Genomic DNA, 17,590 nt, shown 5'->3' with positions numbered 1-17,590 from the left:
GGCGTCGCGGTTCGCTTGCACACCGCTGTGCGCTCGTGCAACAACTTCGTTGCAGAAGCAACAATCCGGCATCGGGTTCGTGCGAGCGCGCGAAACTTGCATCCTCCCGCAACGATCCTGCGACTTGGTTTCCGATTTGTAACCGATCTCCGCAGGGTTTGGTCGGTGGTCTCGGCACTGCCTACAGTGCAATGACACGCGCGCCCGGCAGCACCTCTGTGCCTGGCGCGTCCCATGCACCAGGAGGAACCTTGATCAAGAAGCGCGCTGGGCTCTCCGCCCTCGCCGTGCTCGGGGCCACAGCACTCGCCCTGACCGCCTGCTCGTCCAACGGCAGCAGCAGCAACGGTGGTGACTCGGGCTCGACGAACGCGTCCGGCATCGTCACGACGAACGGCAGCGAACCGCAGAACCCGCTCATCCCCTCGAACTCCACCGAGACCGGTGGCGGCAAGATCGTCTCGTCGATCTTCGAGGGCCTCGTCTCGTACGACGAGAAGGGCAAGCCGGTCAACGAGGTCGCGAAGAGCATCACCACCGATGACTCGAAGACCTACGACATCAAGCTGAACACCAACTACACCTTCACCAACGGCGAGAAGGTCACGGCTGAGTCGTTCACGAAGGCGTGGAACTGGGCTGCCCAGTTCTCGAACGCGCAGGGCGCGAGCTACTTCTTCGAGAACATCCAGGGCTACGACGCCGAGAAGGACTCGGAGCTCACCGGACTCAAGGTCAAGAGCGACGACGAGTTCACCGTCACGCTCAACTCGCCGCAGTCGGACTTCCCGCTGTCGCTCGGCTACTCGGCCTTCATGCCGCTGCCCTCGGAGTTCTACAAGGACACCAAGGCCTTCGGTGAGAACCCGATCGGCAACGGCCCCTACAAGCTCGACGGTGACAAGGCCTGGACGCACAACCAGTCCATCAAGCTCGTCACCAACAAGGACTACGAGGGCAAGCGCAAGCCGAAGAACGGTGGTCTGACGATCACGTTCTACACGACCCCGGACACCGCGTACGCAGACGTGCAGGGCGGCAACCTCGACGTCCTCGACGCGATCCCGGACAGCGCCTTCCAGACCTACAAGTCGGACTTCCCCGACTCGAACGTCAACCAGGCCGCGGCGATCTTCCAGGCGATCTACCTGCCCTACTACCTCGACCACTGGAAGGGTGAAGAGGGCAAGCTCCGTCGCGAGGCGATCTCGATGGCGATCAACCGCAAGCAGATCACCGACAAGATCTTCGACGGCACCCGCACCCCGGCCAAGGACTTCACCTCCCCGGTGATCTCCGGCTGGAACGGTGACCTCAAGGGTTCGGACGTCCTCGACTACGACAAGTCGAAGGCCAAGGAGCTGTGGGCCGAGGCCGACAAGATCTCGCCCTACAACGAGACGCTCACCATCTCGTACAACGCCGACGGCGGTCACGAGGCGTGGGTGACCGCGGTCACCAACTCGATCTCCAGCACGCTGGGCATCAAGGCGCAGGGCAACGCGATCCCGACGTTCCAGGAGGCCCTGGACACGCAGAAGAACGACAAGCTCACGGGCGGTAGCCGCACCGGTTGGCAGGCCGACTACCCGTCGCTGTACAACTTCCTCGGCCCGACCATGGGTGAGGGTTCGTCCAGCAACTACTCGCGCTACGACTCCACCGAGTACAACGACCTCCTCGCGAAGGGCCGTTCGGCCTCCTCCGTCGAAGAGGGCAACAAGTACTTCGACCAGGCCCAGGAGCTGCTGTTCCAGGACCTGCCGGAGATCCCGCTCTGGTACGCCAACGTGACCGGCGTGTGGTCGAACGACAACGTCACCAACGTCAAGTTCGGCTGGGACTCGGTGCCGCTGTACTACGACATCGAGGTCAAGAAGAAGTAACGCGGGTCTCCTCGGAGACCCACCGCGAGCAGGTATCCTGCTCCGCGACCACCGGACGGGGGTCCGGGGACCGAACGGTCCCTGGGCCCCCGTACCACGGCGGCAACACCTTCCCCCACCACCGCGGGCGCCGCCGCCCGCACCGGACTCCCGTGCCGACCCGCGGACCGTCCACCCCTCACGACATGAACCAGAACGACATGCGCGCCGCGCAGGACCGAGCGATCTGATGCTCTGGTACCTCGGCAAGCGCCTCCTGCAACTCATCCCCGTGTTCTTCGGGGCCACGTTCCTCATCTACTTCATGGTCTTCTCGCTGCCCGGCGACCCGATCGCCGCGCTGTTCGGGGACCGCCAGCCGTCGCCGCAGGTGATCGAGCAGCTCCGGCAGCAGTACAACCTCGACAAGCCGTTCATCGTCCAGTACCTGCTCTGGATCGGTGGCGTGTTCAAGGGCGACCTCGGCGTCACGTACTCGGGCCTGCCGGTCTCGCAGCAGCTCGCGGCCGCGTTCCCGATCACCGCTCGACTCGCGATCCTCGCCCTCGTGTTCGAGGCCGTCGCCGGCATCGTCGTCGGTGTCATCGCTGGTCTGAAGAAGGGCAAGTGGTTCGACGCCACCGCGCTCGTCGTCTCGCTGCTGCTCATCTCGGTCCCGACCTTCGTCGTGGGCTTCCTGCTGCAGTACGTCTTCGGCATCCAGCTCGGCCTGTTCCGGGTCACGGTGTCCGGTCAGGCGCCGTGGTCGGAGCTCGTGCTCCCCGCGATCGTCCTCGCCTCCGTGTCGTTCGCGTACATCGTCCGCCTGACCCGGGCGAGCGTCGCCGAGAACATGAGCGCCGACTTCGTCCGCACCGCCACCGCGAAGGGCCTCCCGCGTCGTCGTGTCGTGGGCGTGCACATCTTCCGCAACTCGCTCATCCCCGTGGTGACCTACCTCGGTGTCGACATCGGCAACCTGATGGTCGGCGCGGTCGTGACCGAGGGCATCTTCAACATCAGCGGTGTCGGTGGCACGGTGTTCCGGGCCGTCAAGCTCGGCGAGGGACCCACGGTCGTGTCCTTCGTCGCCGTGATGGTCATCATCTTCATGCTCGCCAACCTCCTGGTCGACCTGCTCTACGCCGTCCTGGACCCGAGGATCCGCTATGCCAAGTAACGCCGAGTCCCGTTCCGCGACGCACTACGTCGCGCCGATCGAGGAGACGCCGCTGCAGGCGGTCGACCAGGTCAACGAGGACGAGAAGACCCGTTCCATCTGGACGGACGCATGGGACTCCATGCGCACCCGCCCGACGTTCTGGATCTCGTCCGTCCTCATCCTGCTCGTGCTGGTCGTCGCGATCTTCCCCGGCCTGTTCACGCACGTCGACCCCCGTGCGGCCAACCTCGACTTCAGTGACGAGGGTCCGCGCCCGGGACACCCGCTCGGGTACACCCGACAGGGCTACGACGTGTATGCCCGCGTCATCTGGGGTGCGCGCAACTCGGTCATCGTCGGCCTCGTCGCCACGATCCTCGTGTCCGTCGTCGGCATCGTGATCGGCGCCCTCGCCGGGTTCTACGGCGGCTGGCTCGACACGATCGTCTCCCGCATCGGTGACATCTTCTTCTCGATCCCGACCATCCTCGGCGCGATCGTGATCATGTCCGTCATCCCCGCGCGCAACGCCCTGACCGTGGCCCTCGTGCTCGCGGCCTTCGCGTGGCCCCAGATCGCCCGCATCATGCGCGGTGCGGTCCTCAGCGCGAAGCAGTCCGACTACGTGATGGCCTCGGCCGCCCTCGGCGTCAGCCGCTTCACGACGCTGGTCCGTCACGTTATCCCGAACGCGCTCGCTCCGGTCATCGTCGTCGCGACCGTGTCCCTCGGTTCGTTCATCGTGGCCGAGGCGACCCTGTCGTTCCTCGGCATCGGGCTGCCGCCGTCGGCGCTGAGCTGGGGTCTCGACATCGGCACCGCGCAGACGTCGATCCGCACCAACCCGTCGACGATCTTCTGGCCGTCCGCCGCCCTGTCCATCCCCGTGCTCGCGTTCCTCCTCCTCGGTGACGTGGTCCGCGACGCGCTCGACCCGAAGGCGAGGGCCCGCCGATGACCGAGACGCTCACCGACCCCACGACCAGCCGTCCGACGAACCCGGGGACGCCGCTCCTCGAGATCACGGACCTGCAGGTCGGGTTCAAGACGCAGAGCGGGTTCGTCCAGGCCGTCCGCGGTGTCAACTTCACCCTCGAGCAGGGCGAGCGCCTGGCGATCGTCGGCGAGTCCGGTTCGGGCAAGTCGACCAGCGCCCAGGCGGTCATCAAGCTCCTCGCCGGCACGGGCGAGGTCACGGGTGGCTCGATCAAGTTCAACGGGCGTGAGCTCGTCGGGCTGTCCGACAAGGAGATGTCCGAGATCCGCGGGAAGGAGATCGGCTACGTCCCCCAGGACCCGATGTCGAACCTCAACCCGCTGTGGTCGATCGGCTTCCAGGTCGAAGAGGCGATCAAGGCCAACGGCATGGCGACCGGCAAGCACGCGATCCGTGCCCGCGCGGTCGAGGTGCTGCAGGAGGCCGGTCTCGGTGACGCCGCGACCCGCCTGAAGCAGTACCCGCACGAGTTCTCCGGCGGCATGCGCCAGCGCGTGCTCATCGGCATCGGCCTGTCGAGCCGCCCGAAGCTGCTCATCGCCGACGAGCCGACCTCGGCGCTCGACGTCACCGTGCAGCGCGTCATCCTCGACCACCTCGAGACGCTGACGCGGGACTTCGGTACCTCCGTCCTGTTCATCACCCACGACCTCGGGCTCGCCGCAGAGCGCGCCGAGAAGCTCGTCGTCATGTACAAGGGCCAGGTCGTCGAGTCGGGGCCCTCGAAGGAGATCCTCGCCAACCCGCAGCACCCGTACACGCAGCGCCTCGTCGCCGCGGCACCGTCGCTCGCGAGCCGCCGCATCCAGTCGAAGGTGCAGCACCAGCACGTCGACATCGCGGACGCCGGCAGCGAGGACGACGAGCTGATCGCCCGCGCCCAGGAGCGCGAGCACCAGCCGGCGAAGGACCTCATCGTGGTGAAGAACCTCGAGAAGGTCTACAAGCTGCGCGGCAAGAACCTGCAGACCCGCGAGCTGAAGGCCGTGGACGACGTGTCCTTCGCGATCCCGAAGGGCACCACCACGGCGCTCGTCGGCGAGTCCGGTTCAGGCAAGTCCACCGTGGCGAAGCTCGTCCTGCAGCTCGAGTCGATCACGAGCGGCACGGTGCAGTTCGACGGCATCGACATCGGCGCGCTGAAGGGCAAGGAGCTCTTCGACTTCCGCCGCCGCGTGCAGCCGGTGTTCCAGGACCCGTACGGCTCGCTGGACCCGATGTACAACGTCGGGAACACGATCGCGGAGCCGCTCGCCACGCACAAGGTCGGCGACAAGGCCAGCCGCCGGGCCCGCGTGCTCGAGCTGCTCGACCAGGTCGCCCTGCCGAAGTCGATGGTGAACCGCTACCCGAACGAGCTCTCCGGTGGTCAGCGCCAGCGCATCGCCGTGGCCCGTGCCCTCGCGCTCAAGCCCGAGGTCATCGTGCTCGACGAGGCGGTCTCCGCGCTCGACGTGCTCGTCCAGGGCCAGATCCTGGACCTGCTCACCGAGCTGCAGACCGAGCTCGGCCTGACCTACCTCTTCATCACGCACGACCTCGCCGTCGTCCGCCTCGTCGCGGACAACGTCTGCGTCATGCGGAAGGGGCAGATCGTCGAGAAGGCAACGACCGACGAGGTCTTCGCCGCGCCGAAGGAGCAGTACACCAAGGACCTGCTCGCTGCGATCCCGGGCGCCGGGTTCGAGTTCGGGCGCTGATCCTGAGCGGTACCGAGGCCGGACGCACCGTCGTCCTCCGCGCTGGGCGCGGGGGAGCGGTGGCGTCCGGCCTCGTCGCGTTGCTGGGCCTCTTCCTGCTCGGCGACGCCGCGGTCCGGGGGAGCTGGGACGTCGTGCTCACCGCCCTCGGCCCGCTCGCCGTGCTCGTCTGGGCGCTCTGGGTGCTCACCTTCCGTCCGTCGATCCGACTCGACGACGACGCGCTGACCGTCGTGAACCCCCTCCGTGAGACCCGCGTGCCGTGGGGCGCGGTGGCCGACGTCCGCCTCCGCTGGCAGATCGTGGTCGAGACCACCGAGGGCCGCACGGTCTCCTGCTGGGGTGGCCCGTCGCTGCCTCGCCCGAAGCCCGCGCGCCGAGGCGAGCCGCGGACGCTGCCGCAGCCGGTCGAGATGTCGGTGCTGCTCGACCGCTGGGCGGAGCGCCGCGAGGCGGGTGCCGCCGGTGGCCTGGTCGTCCGCGGATGGGACCGACTCGCGTTGCTCGTCGGCGCGGCGGCCGTCGTCCTCCTCGCGGTCTCCCTGGTGAGCGCTGCGCTGCGCTGACCCCGCCACCCACCGGCCTGGAGGCGCGGCACCAGCCCCGCCACGCGCCTCCCGTCCGTCGCGCACGCACCCCGCGCACCGCAGCCCGCCCGTCTCTCGCGCGCCCCGCTCGCGCGGCGCCGCACGGACCCGTCGGCCGAGCGGGCGGAAGGTGTCACCCGTCCCGGCGAACGTGACGCGTACTGCCCGCTCGCGTGCCCGGGCGGTCGCGTGCGTCGAGCGGGCGGAATGCGTGGGGAGGGGAGCCGCTGACGCGCGGATCCCGCCCGGTCGCGACGGCGCGCCCCGCGATGAGCCGAGCGGGCGGTTCCTGCGGGGCGACGGGCGTCCCGGCCGCGGATTCCGCCCGCTCGCGCGCGCCGGGCGGAACCGTGTGCCGAGCGGGCGGAAGGTGTCACCCGGTTCGGGCGAACGTGACGTGTACCGCCCGCTCGCGTGCGTGGGATGACCGCGCGAGCCGAGCGGGCGGAATGCGCGGCGCGAGGAGCCGCTGACGCGCGGATTCCGCCCGCTCGCGCGGGGCGCGGGGAGCCGGTGCGCCGAGCGGGCGGAACGTGTGGCCCGGTCGTCGCGAGCGTGACGGCTTCCGCCCGCTCGCGGTCCACGGCCGAGCGCGCGCGGGCACGTGCAGACGCCGGACGGGAGGCACGTGGCGCGGCCGCCACCTGCCTCCCGTCCGTGGGTGGCTCAGACCGCGGCGGTCGCGTGCTCCGTGAGCAGGTGCTCCTGGTCGGTCTGCACGCAGGCGACTCCGCGGCCCGCGACGTCCTGCAGGTGCGGGTCGACGGCGCGGCACTGCTGCTGGCGGCCCTCGTCGAGCAGCTGGTAGAGCGGGCACCGGGTGCGGAACCGGCAGCCCTCGATGCGCTCGGTGGGGCTCGGCAGGTCTCCCTGCAGCAGGATGCGTCCGCGGGCTGCCTCGGCGGAGGGGTCCGGGACGGGGACCGCCGACAGGAGCGCCCGCGTGTACGGGTGCTGCGGGTCGTCGAAGACGCGGTCGCCCTCGCCGTACTCGACGATGCGGCCGAGGTACATCACGGCCACGTCGTCGGCGATGTGCCGTACCACCGACAGGTCGTGCGCGACGAACAGGTAGGACAGGCCCAGGCGGTGCTTGAGGTCCTCGAGCAGGTTGATGACACCGGCCTGGACGGAGACGTCGAGCGCGGAGACCGGCTCGTCGAGCACGAGGATCTTCGGCTCGACGATGAGCGCGCGGGCGATGCCGATGCGCTGCCGCTGGCCGCCGGAGAACTCGTGCGGGTATCGGTCGATGTAGCTCGGCTCGAGTCCGACCAGCTCGAGCGCGTCACGGACCCGGCGGCGGATCTCGTCCTTCGGGACACCGTGCACGGTGAGGGGTTCGCCGATCACCGAACCGATGTCGAGCCGCGGGTCGATGGACGCCATCGGGTCCTGGAAGACGACCTGGATGTCGCTCCGCAGGGCCCGGCGGTCGCGCTTCGAGAGCGTGCCGGTGTCGACGCCGTTCACCCGGATGGTGCCCTGCTGCGCCCCGGCGAGCTCGAGGATCTCCATGATCGTGGTCGTCTTGCCGCAGCCGGACTCGCCGACGAGCCCGAGGACCTGCCCGCGCTTCAGGGTCAGGGAGATGCCGTCGACGGCGTGCACCTCGCCGATGCGCCGACGGAAGACGGCACCCTTGGTGAGCGGGAAGGTCTTGACGACGTCCTGGAGTTCGAGGACGACCTCGTCGCCGTGGTCGATGGCGGCCTCGGGGACGTCCTCGGGGCGGGGGAAGATCTCGGAGCGGGCGAGGGTGCCCGCGGCGATCTCGTCGCGACGGATGCACGCGGCGGTGTGGTCGTCGAGGAAGGTGCCGTTCGTGATCGTCGGCGTGGTGCCGGTGAGCACGGGGTTGCCCGCCGCGGCCGGGACGGTGGGCGCGAGCAGTGCGGGCTCACCGTCGCGGCAGGCGTCGATGACGGCCGGGCAGCGGTCCGCGAACGGGCACCCGGTCGGCCGGGCGGTCAGGAGCGGCGGGCGGCCGTCGAGCGGCACGAGACGCTCGGTCCGTGCCGAGGTCATGTTCGGCATCGAGCGGAGCAGGCCGATCGTGTACGGCATCACGGGCTCGTGGAAGAGCTCGTCGACCGGCGCGGTCTCGACGATCCGTCCGGCGTACATCACCGCGACCCGGTCGGCGTTGCCCGCGACGACCCCGAGGTCGTGCGTGATGAGCACGACCGCGGCGCCCGTCATGTCCTTCGCGGTCTGCAGCACGTCCAGGATCTGCGCCTGGATCGTGACGTCGAGCGCCGTGGTGGGCTCGTCGGCGATGATCAGCTTCGGGTCGTTCGCGATCGCGATGGCGATCATCGCGCGCTGGCGCATGCCGCCGGAGAACTCGTGCGGGAAGGCGTCGAGCCGGCGGGCCGGGTTCGGGATGCCGACGGCACTCAGGAGCTCCTCGGAGCGGACCCGGGCGGCCTGCGTGGTGAGGGCCCGGTCGTGCAGCTTCAGGCCCTCGGCGATCTGCTGCCCGATCGTGTACACGGGCGTCAGCGCGGACAGCGGGTCCTGGAAGACCATCGCGATGTCGCCACCGCGGAGCCGTGACATCTCGCGGTCAGTGCGGCCGACGAGCTCCTGGCCGTCGAATCGAATGCTGCCCTGCACCTGGGCGGACGACGGCAGCAGGCCCATCACGGCCATCGACGACACGGACTTGCCCGAACCGGACTCGCCGACGATGCCGAGGAACTCGCCCTGCTGCACCGAGTAGTCGACACCCCGGACCGCGTAGACCGGCTTCGTCCGCGGGTTGAAGGTGACGGACAGGTCGGAGACGGTGAGCAGCGGCTCAGTCACGGTTGGCTCCAGAGGTGGGGTCGATGGCGTCGCGCAGGGCATCGCCGAGCAGGCTGGTCGACAGGACGGTCGCGACGAGGGTCGCGGCCGGCAGCACGAACAGCCACGGACGGGTGACGGCGGACTGGCTCCCGGCGGCGAGCAGCGTGCCGAGGGACACGTCCGGCACCTGGATGCCGAAGCCGAAGAAGCTCAGGGCGCTCTCCGACAGGATCATCGCGCCGACGCCGAGGGTCGCGTCGATGATGAGCAGCGAGGCCACGTTCGGCAGGATGTGCCGGCGGATGATCGTCGACGACGGCACGCCCATGAACCGGGCGGCCTTCACGTAGTCGCGTTCGCGCAGCGACATCGTCTGCCCGCGGATCACGCGCGCCATGATCATCCAGCCGAAGATCGCCAGGCCGACGATCAGGGCCACCCAGCTGAGGTTCTTGAAGAGCGGGCTGAGGAGCACGAGCGCGTAGAACGACGGGATCACGAGCAGCAGGTCGATGCCCCACACCAGGGCACGGTCGACGAATCCGCCGAAGTAGCCGGCGACCGCGCCGACGATCCCAGCGATCAGGGTCGAGGCGGGTCCGGCGATGAGACCGATGAGCAGCGACTTCTGCAGGCCGACGAGCGTCTGCGCGTAGATGTCCTGTCCGATGTCGTTCGTGCCGAACCAGTGGGCGGCGCTCGGTGCGGCGCCGAAGGCCAGGCCGTCCGAGTCGACCGCGTTCCAGTGGTACAGGTACGGACCGACGAAGGCCCAGAGGATGATGAGCAGCAGGGCGCCACCGCCGATGCGGGCGCGCCAGGTGCCGAGGACCTTCCGCCAGAGCGGGGTGCGGCCGGACCGGACCTCGATGACGTGCGCGGGCGTCCCGGCGTCACCGCTGCCGGGGTCGCCGGCGGTGGTCGTGGTGGTGGGGTCGAGTACGGACACGGGTCACACCCTCACTCGCGGGTCGAGCGCGGCGTAGAGCAGGTCCGCGAGGGTGCCTGCGATGAGCACGAGGATCGCCGTGAAGAGGATCGTGCCCGCTGCCGCGTTGATGTCGTTGTTGGTGATGCTCTGCACGAAGTACTCGCCCATGCCGTGCCAGCTGAAGACCAGTTCGGTGATGCTCGCGCCGGTCAGGATCAGGCCGAACGAGTACGCGAAGAAGGTCGACATCGGGATGAGGGCGACGCGGACGCCATGGCGCATGATGGCCGATCCGCGCGTCCGGCCCTTCGACCGGGCGGTGCGGATGAAGTCGTTCGACAGGACGTCGAGCATCGCCGAGCGCTGGTACCGCGAGTACGAGGCCACGGCGCCGATCGTCAGCGAGATCGTCGGGAGCAACAGGTGGACGAGCCGGTCGCCGAGGACGGGGAAGAACCCGGTCACCCCCGGTGTGTACTCACCGGTGAAGCTGATGAGCTGCGTCCCTGCCGCGTTGTTCAGCGCGGTCGCGAGGATCATGAGCACGACGGCGATCACGAACACCGGCGTCGCGAGGACGGCGAAGGACAGGTACGAGGACACCTGGTCGGACGCCCGGTACTGCCGGACCGCGTTCCAGACGCCGAGCAGCACGCCGAGGATCGCGCCGAGCAGCGTGCCGATCACCAGCAGCCGCAGGCTCGTGCCGGACCGGGCGACGATGTCGGCCGTGACCTCGGTGCCGCGGGCGCTGATGCCGAGCGAGCCGTGCGTGACGAGGCCCACCCACCAGTCCCACGTGCGGACGAGCAGGGGGGTGTTCGGGTCGGCGCCGAGCTTGCGGAGCGAGGCGTCGATCGTGCCCTGTGGCACGGCGGGGTTGCGGCCCAGGAACCGGGATGCCGGGTTCAGCGTGGAACTGGCGAGCAGGTACCCGAGGGTGGTCGCGACGATCGTCAGGATGACGTAGTTGACGATGCGCTTCGCGATGAAGGCAAGCATGGACGATGGACCTCGCAGGGTACGGACGGCGTTGTCGGCGAGGAGAGCGTAACCCCATCCGTCGACGTCGTGGTGATGCGAAGTGACGCTATGCAACATGTGTTACGGCCGTGTTTCGATTCCTCGCAGGGACTCTTGTGGAGCCTTCTGATGTGGCTAGGGTTCTCAACCAAAGACGTGACGGCAGGGGCCGCCGACGTTCGCCAGCGCTCAGCGCGAACCACACCGAAAGGGGATCCTCGCGATGCGAATGAGGATCAAGAGCACCGCTGTGCTCGCCACCGCAGCCGCCGCAGCACTCGTGCTGGCCGGCTGCTCGGGCGGCGGGACGGCGGGGGAGAGCAGTTCCGCGGTCGCCCAGTCGTCGCTCAAGTCGACGGGCTGGACGACCGCGGACCGCAGTTCGATCAAGAACGGCGGCTCCCTGACGCTGCCGATCGACTCGGCTCCCGCCAACTTCCAGATCAACAACCTCGACTCCGGCACGGTCGACGACCAGACCATCGCCGGCGTGTACCTGCCCGGGTTCATCCAGTTCAAGGAGAACGGTGACTGGGAGGCGAACCCGGACTACGCCGAGTCCGTGAAGCTCACGAAGGACTCCCCGCAGACCGTCGAGATCAAGATCAACCCGAAGGCCGTGTGGTCCGACGGGACGCCGATCACCGAGAAGGACGTCGAGGCGAACTGGAAGGCCCTGAACGGGACCAACCCGGCGTTCGCGCCCCTCGCGACGAACGTCTGGGAGGACGTCGACTCCGTGACGCAGGGCTCGGACGAGCGCGACGTCGTCATCACCTTCAAGAAGGTCAACGCCGACTGGCCGAGCGTGCTCGGCGGGATCTACCCGTACTGGGCCGTCGACACCCCGGACCACTTCAACAAGGCGTGGGCGAAGGGCCCGTACGCGGCCGACGGGACGACGTACGTCTCGGGCGGCCCGTACATCGTCAAGTCGTTCGACGCGAACGGCGGCGTGCTCACCTTCGAGAAGAACCCGAAGTGGTGGGGTGACACCCCCAAGCTCGACACGATCGTCTTCAAGACGGTGTCGCGCGACAGCGTGGCCCAGGCGTACGCCAACAAGGAGTTCGACGCGTTCAACCTGAACGGCAGCGCCGACAACTTCAAGACCGCGAACAGCCGGTCCGACTCGAAGATCGAGCGCTCGCTCGGCACGACCCAGCGGCAGATCACGCTGAACGGCACGTCCGAGGTGTTCAAGGACAAGTCGGTCCGCCAGGCGTTCGCGCAGGCCATGAACCGTCAGGTCCTCGCGCAGGCGATCCTCTCGCCGGTGAAGAGCCCGGTGACCGTCCTGAACAACCTCATCTACCTCCCGGGGCAGAAGGGGTACCAGGACGACGCGTCGAAGGTCTACGGCTACAGCACCGACTCCGCGAAGAAGAAGCTCGAGGACGCCGGCTGGAAGATCGGCTCGAACGGATACGCGTCGAAGGGCGGCAAGGAGCTCGACGTCCGCTTCGTGATCCCGTCGGACAACCAGAACTCGGCCAACATCGCGCAGCTCGTGCAGCAGCAGACGAAGCTCGCCGGCTTCAAGGTCACGATCGACACGGTCCCGACCGACGACTTCTTCACGAAGTACGTCACGACGACCACGCGTGACTTCGACGCGACCTACTTCGCCTGGCAGGGCACGCCCTTCCCGGTGTCGTCCACGAAGTCGATCTACTACCCGGCCGACGCAGGCCAGAACTACACCGGCGTGACCGACGAGTCGCTCGGCAAGCTCTGGGACACCGCGAACGCCGAGCTCAACGCGAACGACCGGATCAAGGACGCGCAGAAGATCGACAAGGTGATCGTCGGCGTCGCCGGCACCATCCCGCTGTTCCCGGAGCCCTACGCCTGGGGTGTGCGGAAGGACCTGGTCAACTACGGTCCGGCGCAGTTCCAGCAGAGCTCCGTCAAGTGGCAGGACGTCGGCTACACGAAGTAGTCACTACCGCACCGAGAACCCCCGACGCCTCCGGGCGCCGGGGGTTCTCCCGTGTACGGCAGCTGGCAGCTGGCAGCTGGCAGCCGGCAGCCGTCGGCCGCAGCCGGCCGTCGCCTGGCGGCCGCCGACCCCCTCAGAGCCGCGCGCCCGCCATCGACGCGGCCACCCCGAGCACGATCATCCCGACCACCGACCAGCCGTGCGCTCGGTGCGTGATCACCGCCGGCACGACGGTCGCCGGAGGCGGGCCGTCCTGCACCACCGGCTCGGGCAGGAACGCACGCATCCGAGCGGCCGCAGCCTCCACGTCGAGGCGGGTCGTGCCTCCCGTCCGGTCCGTCGGCAGCACGCCCAGCCGAGCCGTCCTGCGTGTGGCGAGCCAGGTGCGGCGCACGCCCTCGCTCGAGACGATCTCGATCCCGTACTTCGTCCGGATCTCGGTGACGCGGCGCCAGTCGTAGGTGCTGGTCCGTCGGACGTCGACGACCTGCAGGTTGCCGTCGGTGCAGACGAAGCGCGGCCGCCACAGGACCGCGTACGCGACGAGCGCGATGAACAGGCTGGGCACCGGGGCGAGCCACGGGGCCCCGCCGCCGACCAGGGCGAGCGGCACGAGGAGCACGGCGACCGCCCAGACGACGACGGCGGACAGACGCATGCCGGGGGCAACGATCACGGTGCGGGTCACCCGAGCATGGTAGGCGAGCGGGCAGTGGGACCCGCGCCGACGAGGCGGACGCGCGTACCGAGAGTGCCTCCCCGGGGACGTCCGGGGAGCGGGTGTGACACACCGGCGCGTATCTCCGGACGACCCGATTCCCCGGGGAGGCAAGTCCTGTGGACCTCTCGTGCATCCATGGTCACCGCGCCCCAGTTCGGGTGTCAATACCCGACCCCGGAACCTTCAGGAAGTCGCCACGCCGTTCCGGCACAGAACTCGCTGCCCCGGCGGTGCGCCCGCTACTCGACCAGCCGCTCGACCTGTTCGCGGATCGTCGCGGCCTTGGGGAACCGCAGCCCGACCAACCCGACGTGCCGCCACCGCAGCACACCGTCCGGTCCCACCAGGAACACCGACCGGCGCAGTCCGATCCCCGGAGCCTGCAGGCCGTAGGCGCGGACGATCCGTCCGGCGGGGTCGCTCAGCAGCGGGAACGTCAGCGACGCCCCGCGCGCGAACGCCTCGTGCGAGTCCAGCGCCTGCGGACTGACGCCCCACACGACGACACCGAGGTCCTGGAACCCGTCGAGCTCCTCCTGGTAGCTGCAGAGCTGTGCCGTGCAGACCAGGCTGGCGTCCCCGGGGTAGAAGGCCAGGACGACCGGTCGGCCGATCTCGGCGGACAGCGCGTACTCGCCGTCGGTGCGGTGACCGGCGCGGACGATCGTGCCCGGCAGGGTGAAGTCGGGAGCCGGTTCGCCGACCTCGGGGATGCTCATGCGCTCACGGTAGGGCCAGGTGCCCGGGAGCCAGCCGCAACCTGCGTGTCGCGGCCCGCTGGTTGGCCGGGCGGGCAGGCGGGCGGGCGGCCCGGCAGGCGGCGGGCTGACGGCCTGGAGGCACGGTGCCGCCCCGCCACGCGCCTCCCGCCCGGCGGTCGGTCGCGTCCGGCGCGTCGGTGGAGCAGAACACGTCGGGTCGCGCCCGCGGACCCGACGTCTTCTGCTCCACCAACACCGGCATCAACACCGGCACCAGCACCGGCACCAGCACCGGCACCAGCACCAGCACCAGCACCGGCGCCAGCACCGACGCCGGCGCCGGTGCCCCGATCCCGCCGGGTCAGCGGAACAGGTGCGGGAACGCCGCGGCGACGTACGGGTACCCGACGAACACCGCCGCGTCGAGCAGGCAGTGCGTGATCACGAGGGGGAGCAGCCGCCCCCACCGGGTGTAGATCCAGCCGAACACGATCCCCATCACGGCGTTCCCCACGAAGGCCCCGAAGCCCTGGTACAGGTGGTAGCTCCCGCGCAGGACCGCGGTGGACAGGATCACCTGCCACCGCCCCCACCCCAGTCCGCCGAGCCGCTCGTACAGGTAGCCGATCACGATGACCTCTTCCTGCAGCCCGGACCGGATCGCCGAGAGCAGCAGGACGGGGATCGTCCACCAGTACGTGTTCAGTGCCGCCGGGTCCACGTCCACCGTGAAGCCGAGCGCCCGGCCCGTGAAGTACAGCGCGAGCCCCGGGATCCCGATGCCCAGGGCGATGAGCGCCGCGCCGCCGAGGTCCGGGCGCACGCGGAACCGGTCGATGCCGAGCCGGGACAGGTGCGGGCGGGTCGTGCTCCAGAGCAGGGAGCAGACGAGCGCGACCGGGGCCAGGTCGACCGCGATGCCCAGGAGCTGCCGCGCCAGGTCGACGTACTGCACGGTCGTCGTCGACTGGTTGAGCGCCGTGGACTGCTCGCCGAGCGGGGTCGTCTGCGACAGGTCGTCGATGATCTGCAGGATCGAGTAGAGCGCGCTCCCGCCGAGCGACAGCATGAGGACGATCGTGATCTCGACCCACGTTCGCCGTCGGCTCATGCGCTGTACTCCTCGTGGTTGCGAACTACCGGTAGACTGGCGTGTCGGGCGTTCTGCCCGCGGGTGCCATGTGTCCACGACGACCGGCCGCCCGATCTTCTCCGAACACTTGAAGGATGTCCTGTATGGCGCTCGCCACCCGGTCCGACCTGCGCAACGTCGCCATCGTGGCACACGTCGACCACGGCAAGACCACCCTCGTCGACGCGATGCTCACGCAGACCAACTCGTTCGACGCCCACTTCGAGGGCGAAGACCGCATGATGGACTCGAACGACCTCGAGCGCGAGAAGGGCATCACCATCCTCGCGAAGAACACCTCGGTGCTCTACAACGGGAAGCACGCCGAGGAGTTCAACCCGGGCGGTCGCATCACGATCAACGTGATCGACACCCCCGGCCACGCCGACTTCGGTGGTGAGGTCGAGCGCGGCCTCTCCATGGTCGACGGTGTCGTGCTGCTCGTCGACGCGTCCGAGGGCCCGCTGCCCCAGACCCGCTTCGTGCTCCGCAAGGCGCTCGCCGCGAAGCTCCCGGTGATCCTGCTCGTCAACAAGACGGACCGCCCGGACTCCCGCATCGACGAGGTCGTCTCCGAGTCGCAGGACCTGCTCCTCGGCCTGGCCTCCGACCTGGCGGACGAGGTCGACGACCTCGACCTCGACGCGATCCTCGACGTCCCGGTGGTCTACGCCTCGGGTCGCGCGGGCGCCGCGAGCCGCAACAAGCCCGAGGACGGCTCGCTGCCCGACAACGACGACCTCGAGCCGCTGTTCGAGGCGATCCTGCAGCACGTCCCGGCCCCGAAGTACGACGACGAGCACCCCCTGCAGGCGCACGTCACGAACCTCGACGCGTCGCCGTTCCTCGGCCGCCTCGCGCTGCTCCGCATCTTCCACGGCACCATGAAGAAGGGGCAGACGGTCGCGTGGGTTAAGCACGACGGCACCGTCGCGAACGCCCGCATCACGGAGCTCCTCATCACGAAGGCGCTCGACCGCTACCCGGCCGAGTCCGCCGGCCCCGGTGACATCGTCGCCGTCGCGGGCTTCGACACGATCACCATCGGTGAGACGCTGTCCGACCCCGAGGACGTCCGTCCGCTCCCGACCATCACGGTCGACGACCCGGCCATCTCGATGACCATCGGGACGAACACGAGCCCGCTCGTCGGCAAGGTCAAGGGCCACAAGCTCACCGCCCGCATGGTCAAGGACCGTCTGGACCGCGAGCTCATCGGCAACGTCTCGCTCAAGGTGCAGGACATCGGCCGCCCGGACACCTGGGAGGTCCAGGGCCGTGGTGAGCTGGCGCTCGCCATCCTCGTCGAGCAGATGCGCCGCGAGGGCTTCGAGCTCACCGTCGGCAAGCCGCAGGTCGTCACGAAGCGCGACGAGAACGGCAAGCTCCTCGAGCCCTACGAGCACATGACGATCGACACGCCGGAGGAGCACCTCGGCGCGATCACGCAGCTCATGGCCGCGCGCAAGGGTCGCATGGAGAACATGACGAACCACGGCACCGGCTGGATCCGCATGGAGTTCATCGTGCCGTCGCGTGGCCTCATCGGCTTCCGCACGTCGTTCCTCACCGAGACCCGCGGCACCGGCATCGCGAACGCGATCTCGCACGGCTACGACGAGTGGGCCGGCCCGATCCAGACCCGCATCAACGGCTCGATCGTCTCCGACCGCGCCGGTGTCGTCACGCCGTTCGCCATCACGAACCTGCAGGAGCGCATGACGTTCTTCGTCAACCCGACGGAGGAGGTCTACGAGGGCATGGTCATCGGCGAGAACTCGCGCGCCGACGACATGGACGTGAACATCACGAAGGAGAAGAAGCTCACGAACATGCGTTCGGCGAACGCCGACTCCTTCGAGTCGATGACGCCGTCGCGCCAGCTCTCCCTCGAGGAGTGCCTGGAGTTCGCGCGCGAGGACGAGTGCGTCGAGGTCACCCCCGACCACGTCCGCATCCGCAAGGTCGAGCTCGACGCGCAGGCGCGCCAGCGCGCGTACGCCCGCCTGAAGCGCCAGGACGCGTAAGCGGGCCCA

Annotated in this window: 14 protein-coding genes; 7 read left to right on the top strand and 7 right to left on the bottom strand. The window is 69.0% G+C overall.

Features of this window, described 5'->3' with window-relative positions; all coding sequences use genetic code 11:
• Window positions 1-251 precede the first annotated feature (251 nt).
• The 5 genes from HUN58_RS07585 to HUN58_RS07565 all read left to right on the top strand — a co-directional run bounded on the left by HUN58_RS07585 (window position 252) and on the right by HUN58_RS07565 (window position 6,290).
• On the top strand, window positions 252-1,886 hold the full coding sequence (locus HUN58_RS07585; RefSeq protein WP_180225583.1) for an ABC transporter substrate-binding protein: 1,635 nt from the start codon (window positions 252-254) through the stop codon (window positions 1,884-1,886).
• Window positions 1,887-2,115: 229 nt separating this feature from the next.
• Window positions 2,116-3,045, top strand: a complete 930-nt coding sequence (locus HUN58_RS07580) for an ABC transporter permease (RefSeq protein WP_114848953.1) — start codon at window positions 2,116-2,118, stop codon at window positions 3,043-3,045.
• Complete coding sequence (locus HUN58_RS07575; protein ID WP_208745453.1) at window positions 3,035-3,985, top strand: ABC transporter permease; 951 nt, start codon at window positions 3,035-3,037, stop codon at window positions 3,983-3,985. The genes HUN58_RS07580 and HUN58_RS07575 overlap by 11 nt, the downstream gene beginning before the upstream one ends.
• Window positions 3,982-5,724, top strand: coding sequence for an ABC transporter ATP-binding protein (locus tag HUN58_RS07570; protein ID WP_114848955.1), 1,743 nt, complete (start codon window positions 3,982-3,984; stop codon window positions 5,722-5,724). The genes HUN58_RS07575 and HUN58_RS07570 overlap by 4 nt, the downstream gene beginning before the upstream one ends.
• Before the next feature lie 59 nt (window positions 5,725-5,783).
• Entirely contained in the window at window positions 5,784-6,290 is a 507-nt protein-coding gene (locus tag HUN58_RS07565; RefSeq protein WP_058741980.1) for a PH domain-containing protein, read from the top strand.
• Between the two features lie 687 nt (window positions 6,291-6,977).
• Here the strand turns inward: HUN58_RS07565 and HUN58_RS07560 are convergent.
• From HUN58_RS07560 to HUN58_RS07550, 3 genes are read right to left on the bottom strand one after another with little or no spacing between them, the layout of a single operon-like run.
• Window positions 6,978-9,164 (bottom strand): ABC transporter ATP-binding protein, encoded by a 2,187-nt coding sequence (locus HUN58_RS07560; protein ID WP_180225582.1) that lies wholly within the window; start codon window positions 9,162-9,164, stop codon window positions 6,978-6,980.
• Window positions 9,115-10,053, bottom strand: coding sequence for an ABC transporter permease (locus HUN58_RS07555; RefSeq protein ID WP_114848957.1), 939 nt, complete (start codon window positions 10,051-10,053; stop codon window positions 9,115-9,117). The genes HUN58_RS07560 and HUN58_RS07555 overlap by 50 nt, the downstream gene beginning before the upstream one ends.
• 3 nt (window positions 10,054-10,056) lie before the next feature.
• On the bottom strand, window positions 10,057-11,037 hold the full coding sequence (locus HUN58_RS07550) for an ABC transporter permease (protein ID WP_058741465.1): 981 nt from the start codon (window positions 11,035-11,037) through the stop codon (window positions 10,057-10,059).
• 250 nt (window positions 11,038-11,287) lie between these two features.
• On the opposite strand from HUN58_RS07550, the gene HUN58_RS07545 reads away from it, so the two are divergent.
• Entirely contained in the window at window positions 11,288-13,000 is a 1,713-nt protein-coding gene (locus tag HUN58_RS07545) for an ABC transporter family substrate-binding protein (RefSeq protein ID WP_180225581.1), read from the top strand.
• 133 nt (window positions 13,001-13,133) lie between these two features.
• On the opposite strand, the gene HUN58_RS07540 is transcribed toward HUN58_RS07545, so the two are convergent.
• The 4 genes from HUN58_RS07540 to HUN58_RS07525 all read right to left on the bottom strand — a co-directional run bounded on the left by HUN58_RS07540 (window position 13,134) and on the right by HUN58_RS07525 (window position 15,533).
• On the bottom strand, window positions 13,134-13,688 hold the full coding sequence (locus HUN58_RS07540) for a hypothetical protein (RefSeq protein ID WP_180225580.1): 555 nt from the start codon (window positions 13,686-13,688) through the stop codon (window positions 13,134-13,136).
• A 272-nt stretch (window positions 13,689-13,960) separates the two neighbouring features.
• Window positions 13,961-14,440 (bottom strand): peroxiredoxin, encoded by a 480-nt coding sequence (locus tag HUN58_RS07535; protein ID WP_180225579.1) that lies wholly within the window; start codon window positions 14,438-14,440, stop codon window positions 13,961-13,963.
• Window positions 14,441-14,444: 4 nt separating this feature from the next.
• Window positions 14,445-14,738 (bottom strand): hypothetical protein, encoded by a 294-nt coding sequence (locus HUN58_RS07530; RefSeq protein WP_208745452.1) that lies wholly within the window; start codon window positions 14,736-14,738, stop codon window positions 14,445-14,447.
• 45 nt (window positions 14,739-14,783) lie between these two features.
• The gene (locus tag HUN58_RS07525) at window positions 14,784-15,533 is read right to left on the bottom strand and encodes a CPBP family intramembrane glutamic endopeptidase (RefSeq protein ID WP_180225578.1); all 750 of its coding nucleotides are present in this window, start codon (window positions 15,531-15,533) and stop codon (window positions 14,784-14,786) included.
• A gap of 125 nt (window positions 15,534-15,658) precedes the next feature.
• On the opposite strand from HUN58_RS07525, the gene typA reads away from it, so the two are divergent.
• A complete protein-coding gene (typA, locus tag HUN58_RS07520; RefSeq protein WP_058741470.1) occupies window positions 15,659-17,581 on the top strand; it encodes a translational GTPase TypA in 1,923 nt (640 codons plus the stop codon).
• Window positions 17,582-17,590 lie beyond the last annotated feature (9 nt).

It is taken from the genome of Curtobacterium sp. Csp1 (genome assembly GCF_013347185.1).
This window is presented reverse-complemented; position numbering and strand designations above follow the sequence as displayed.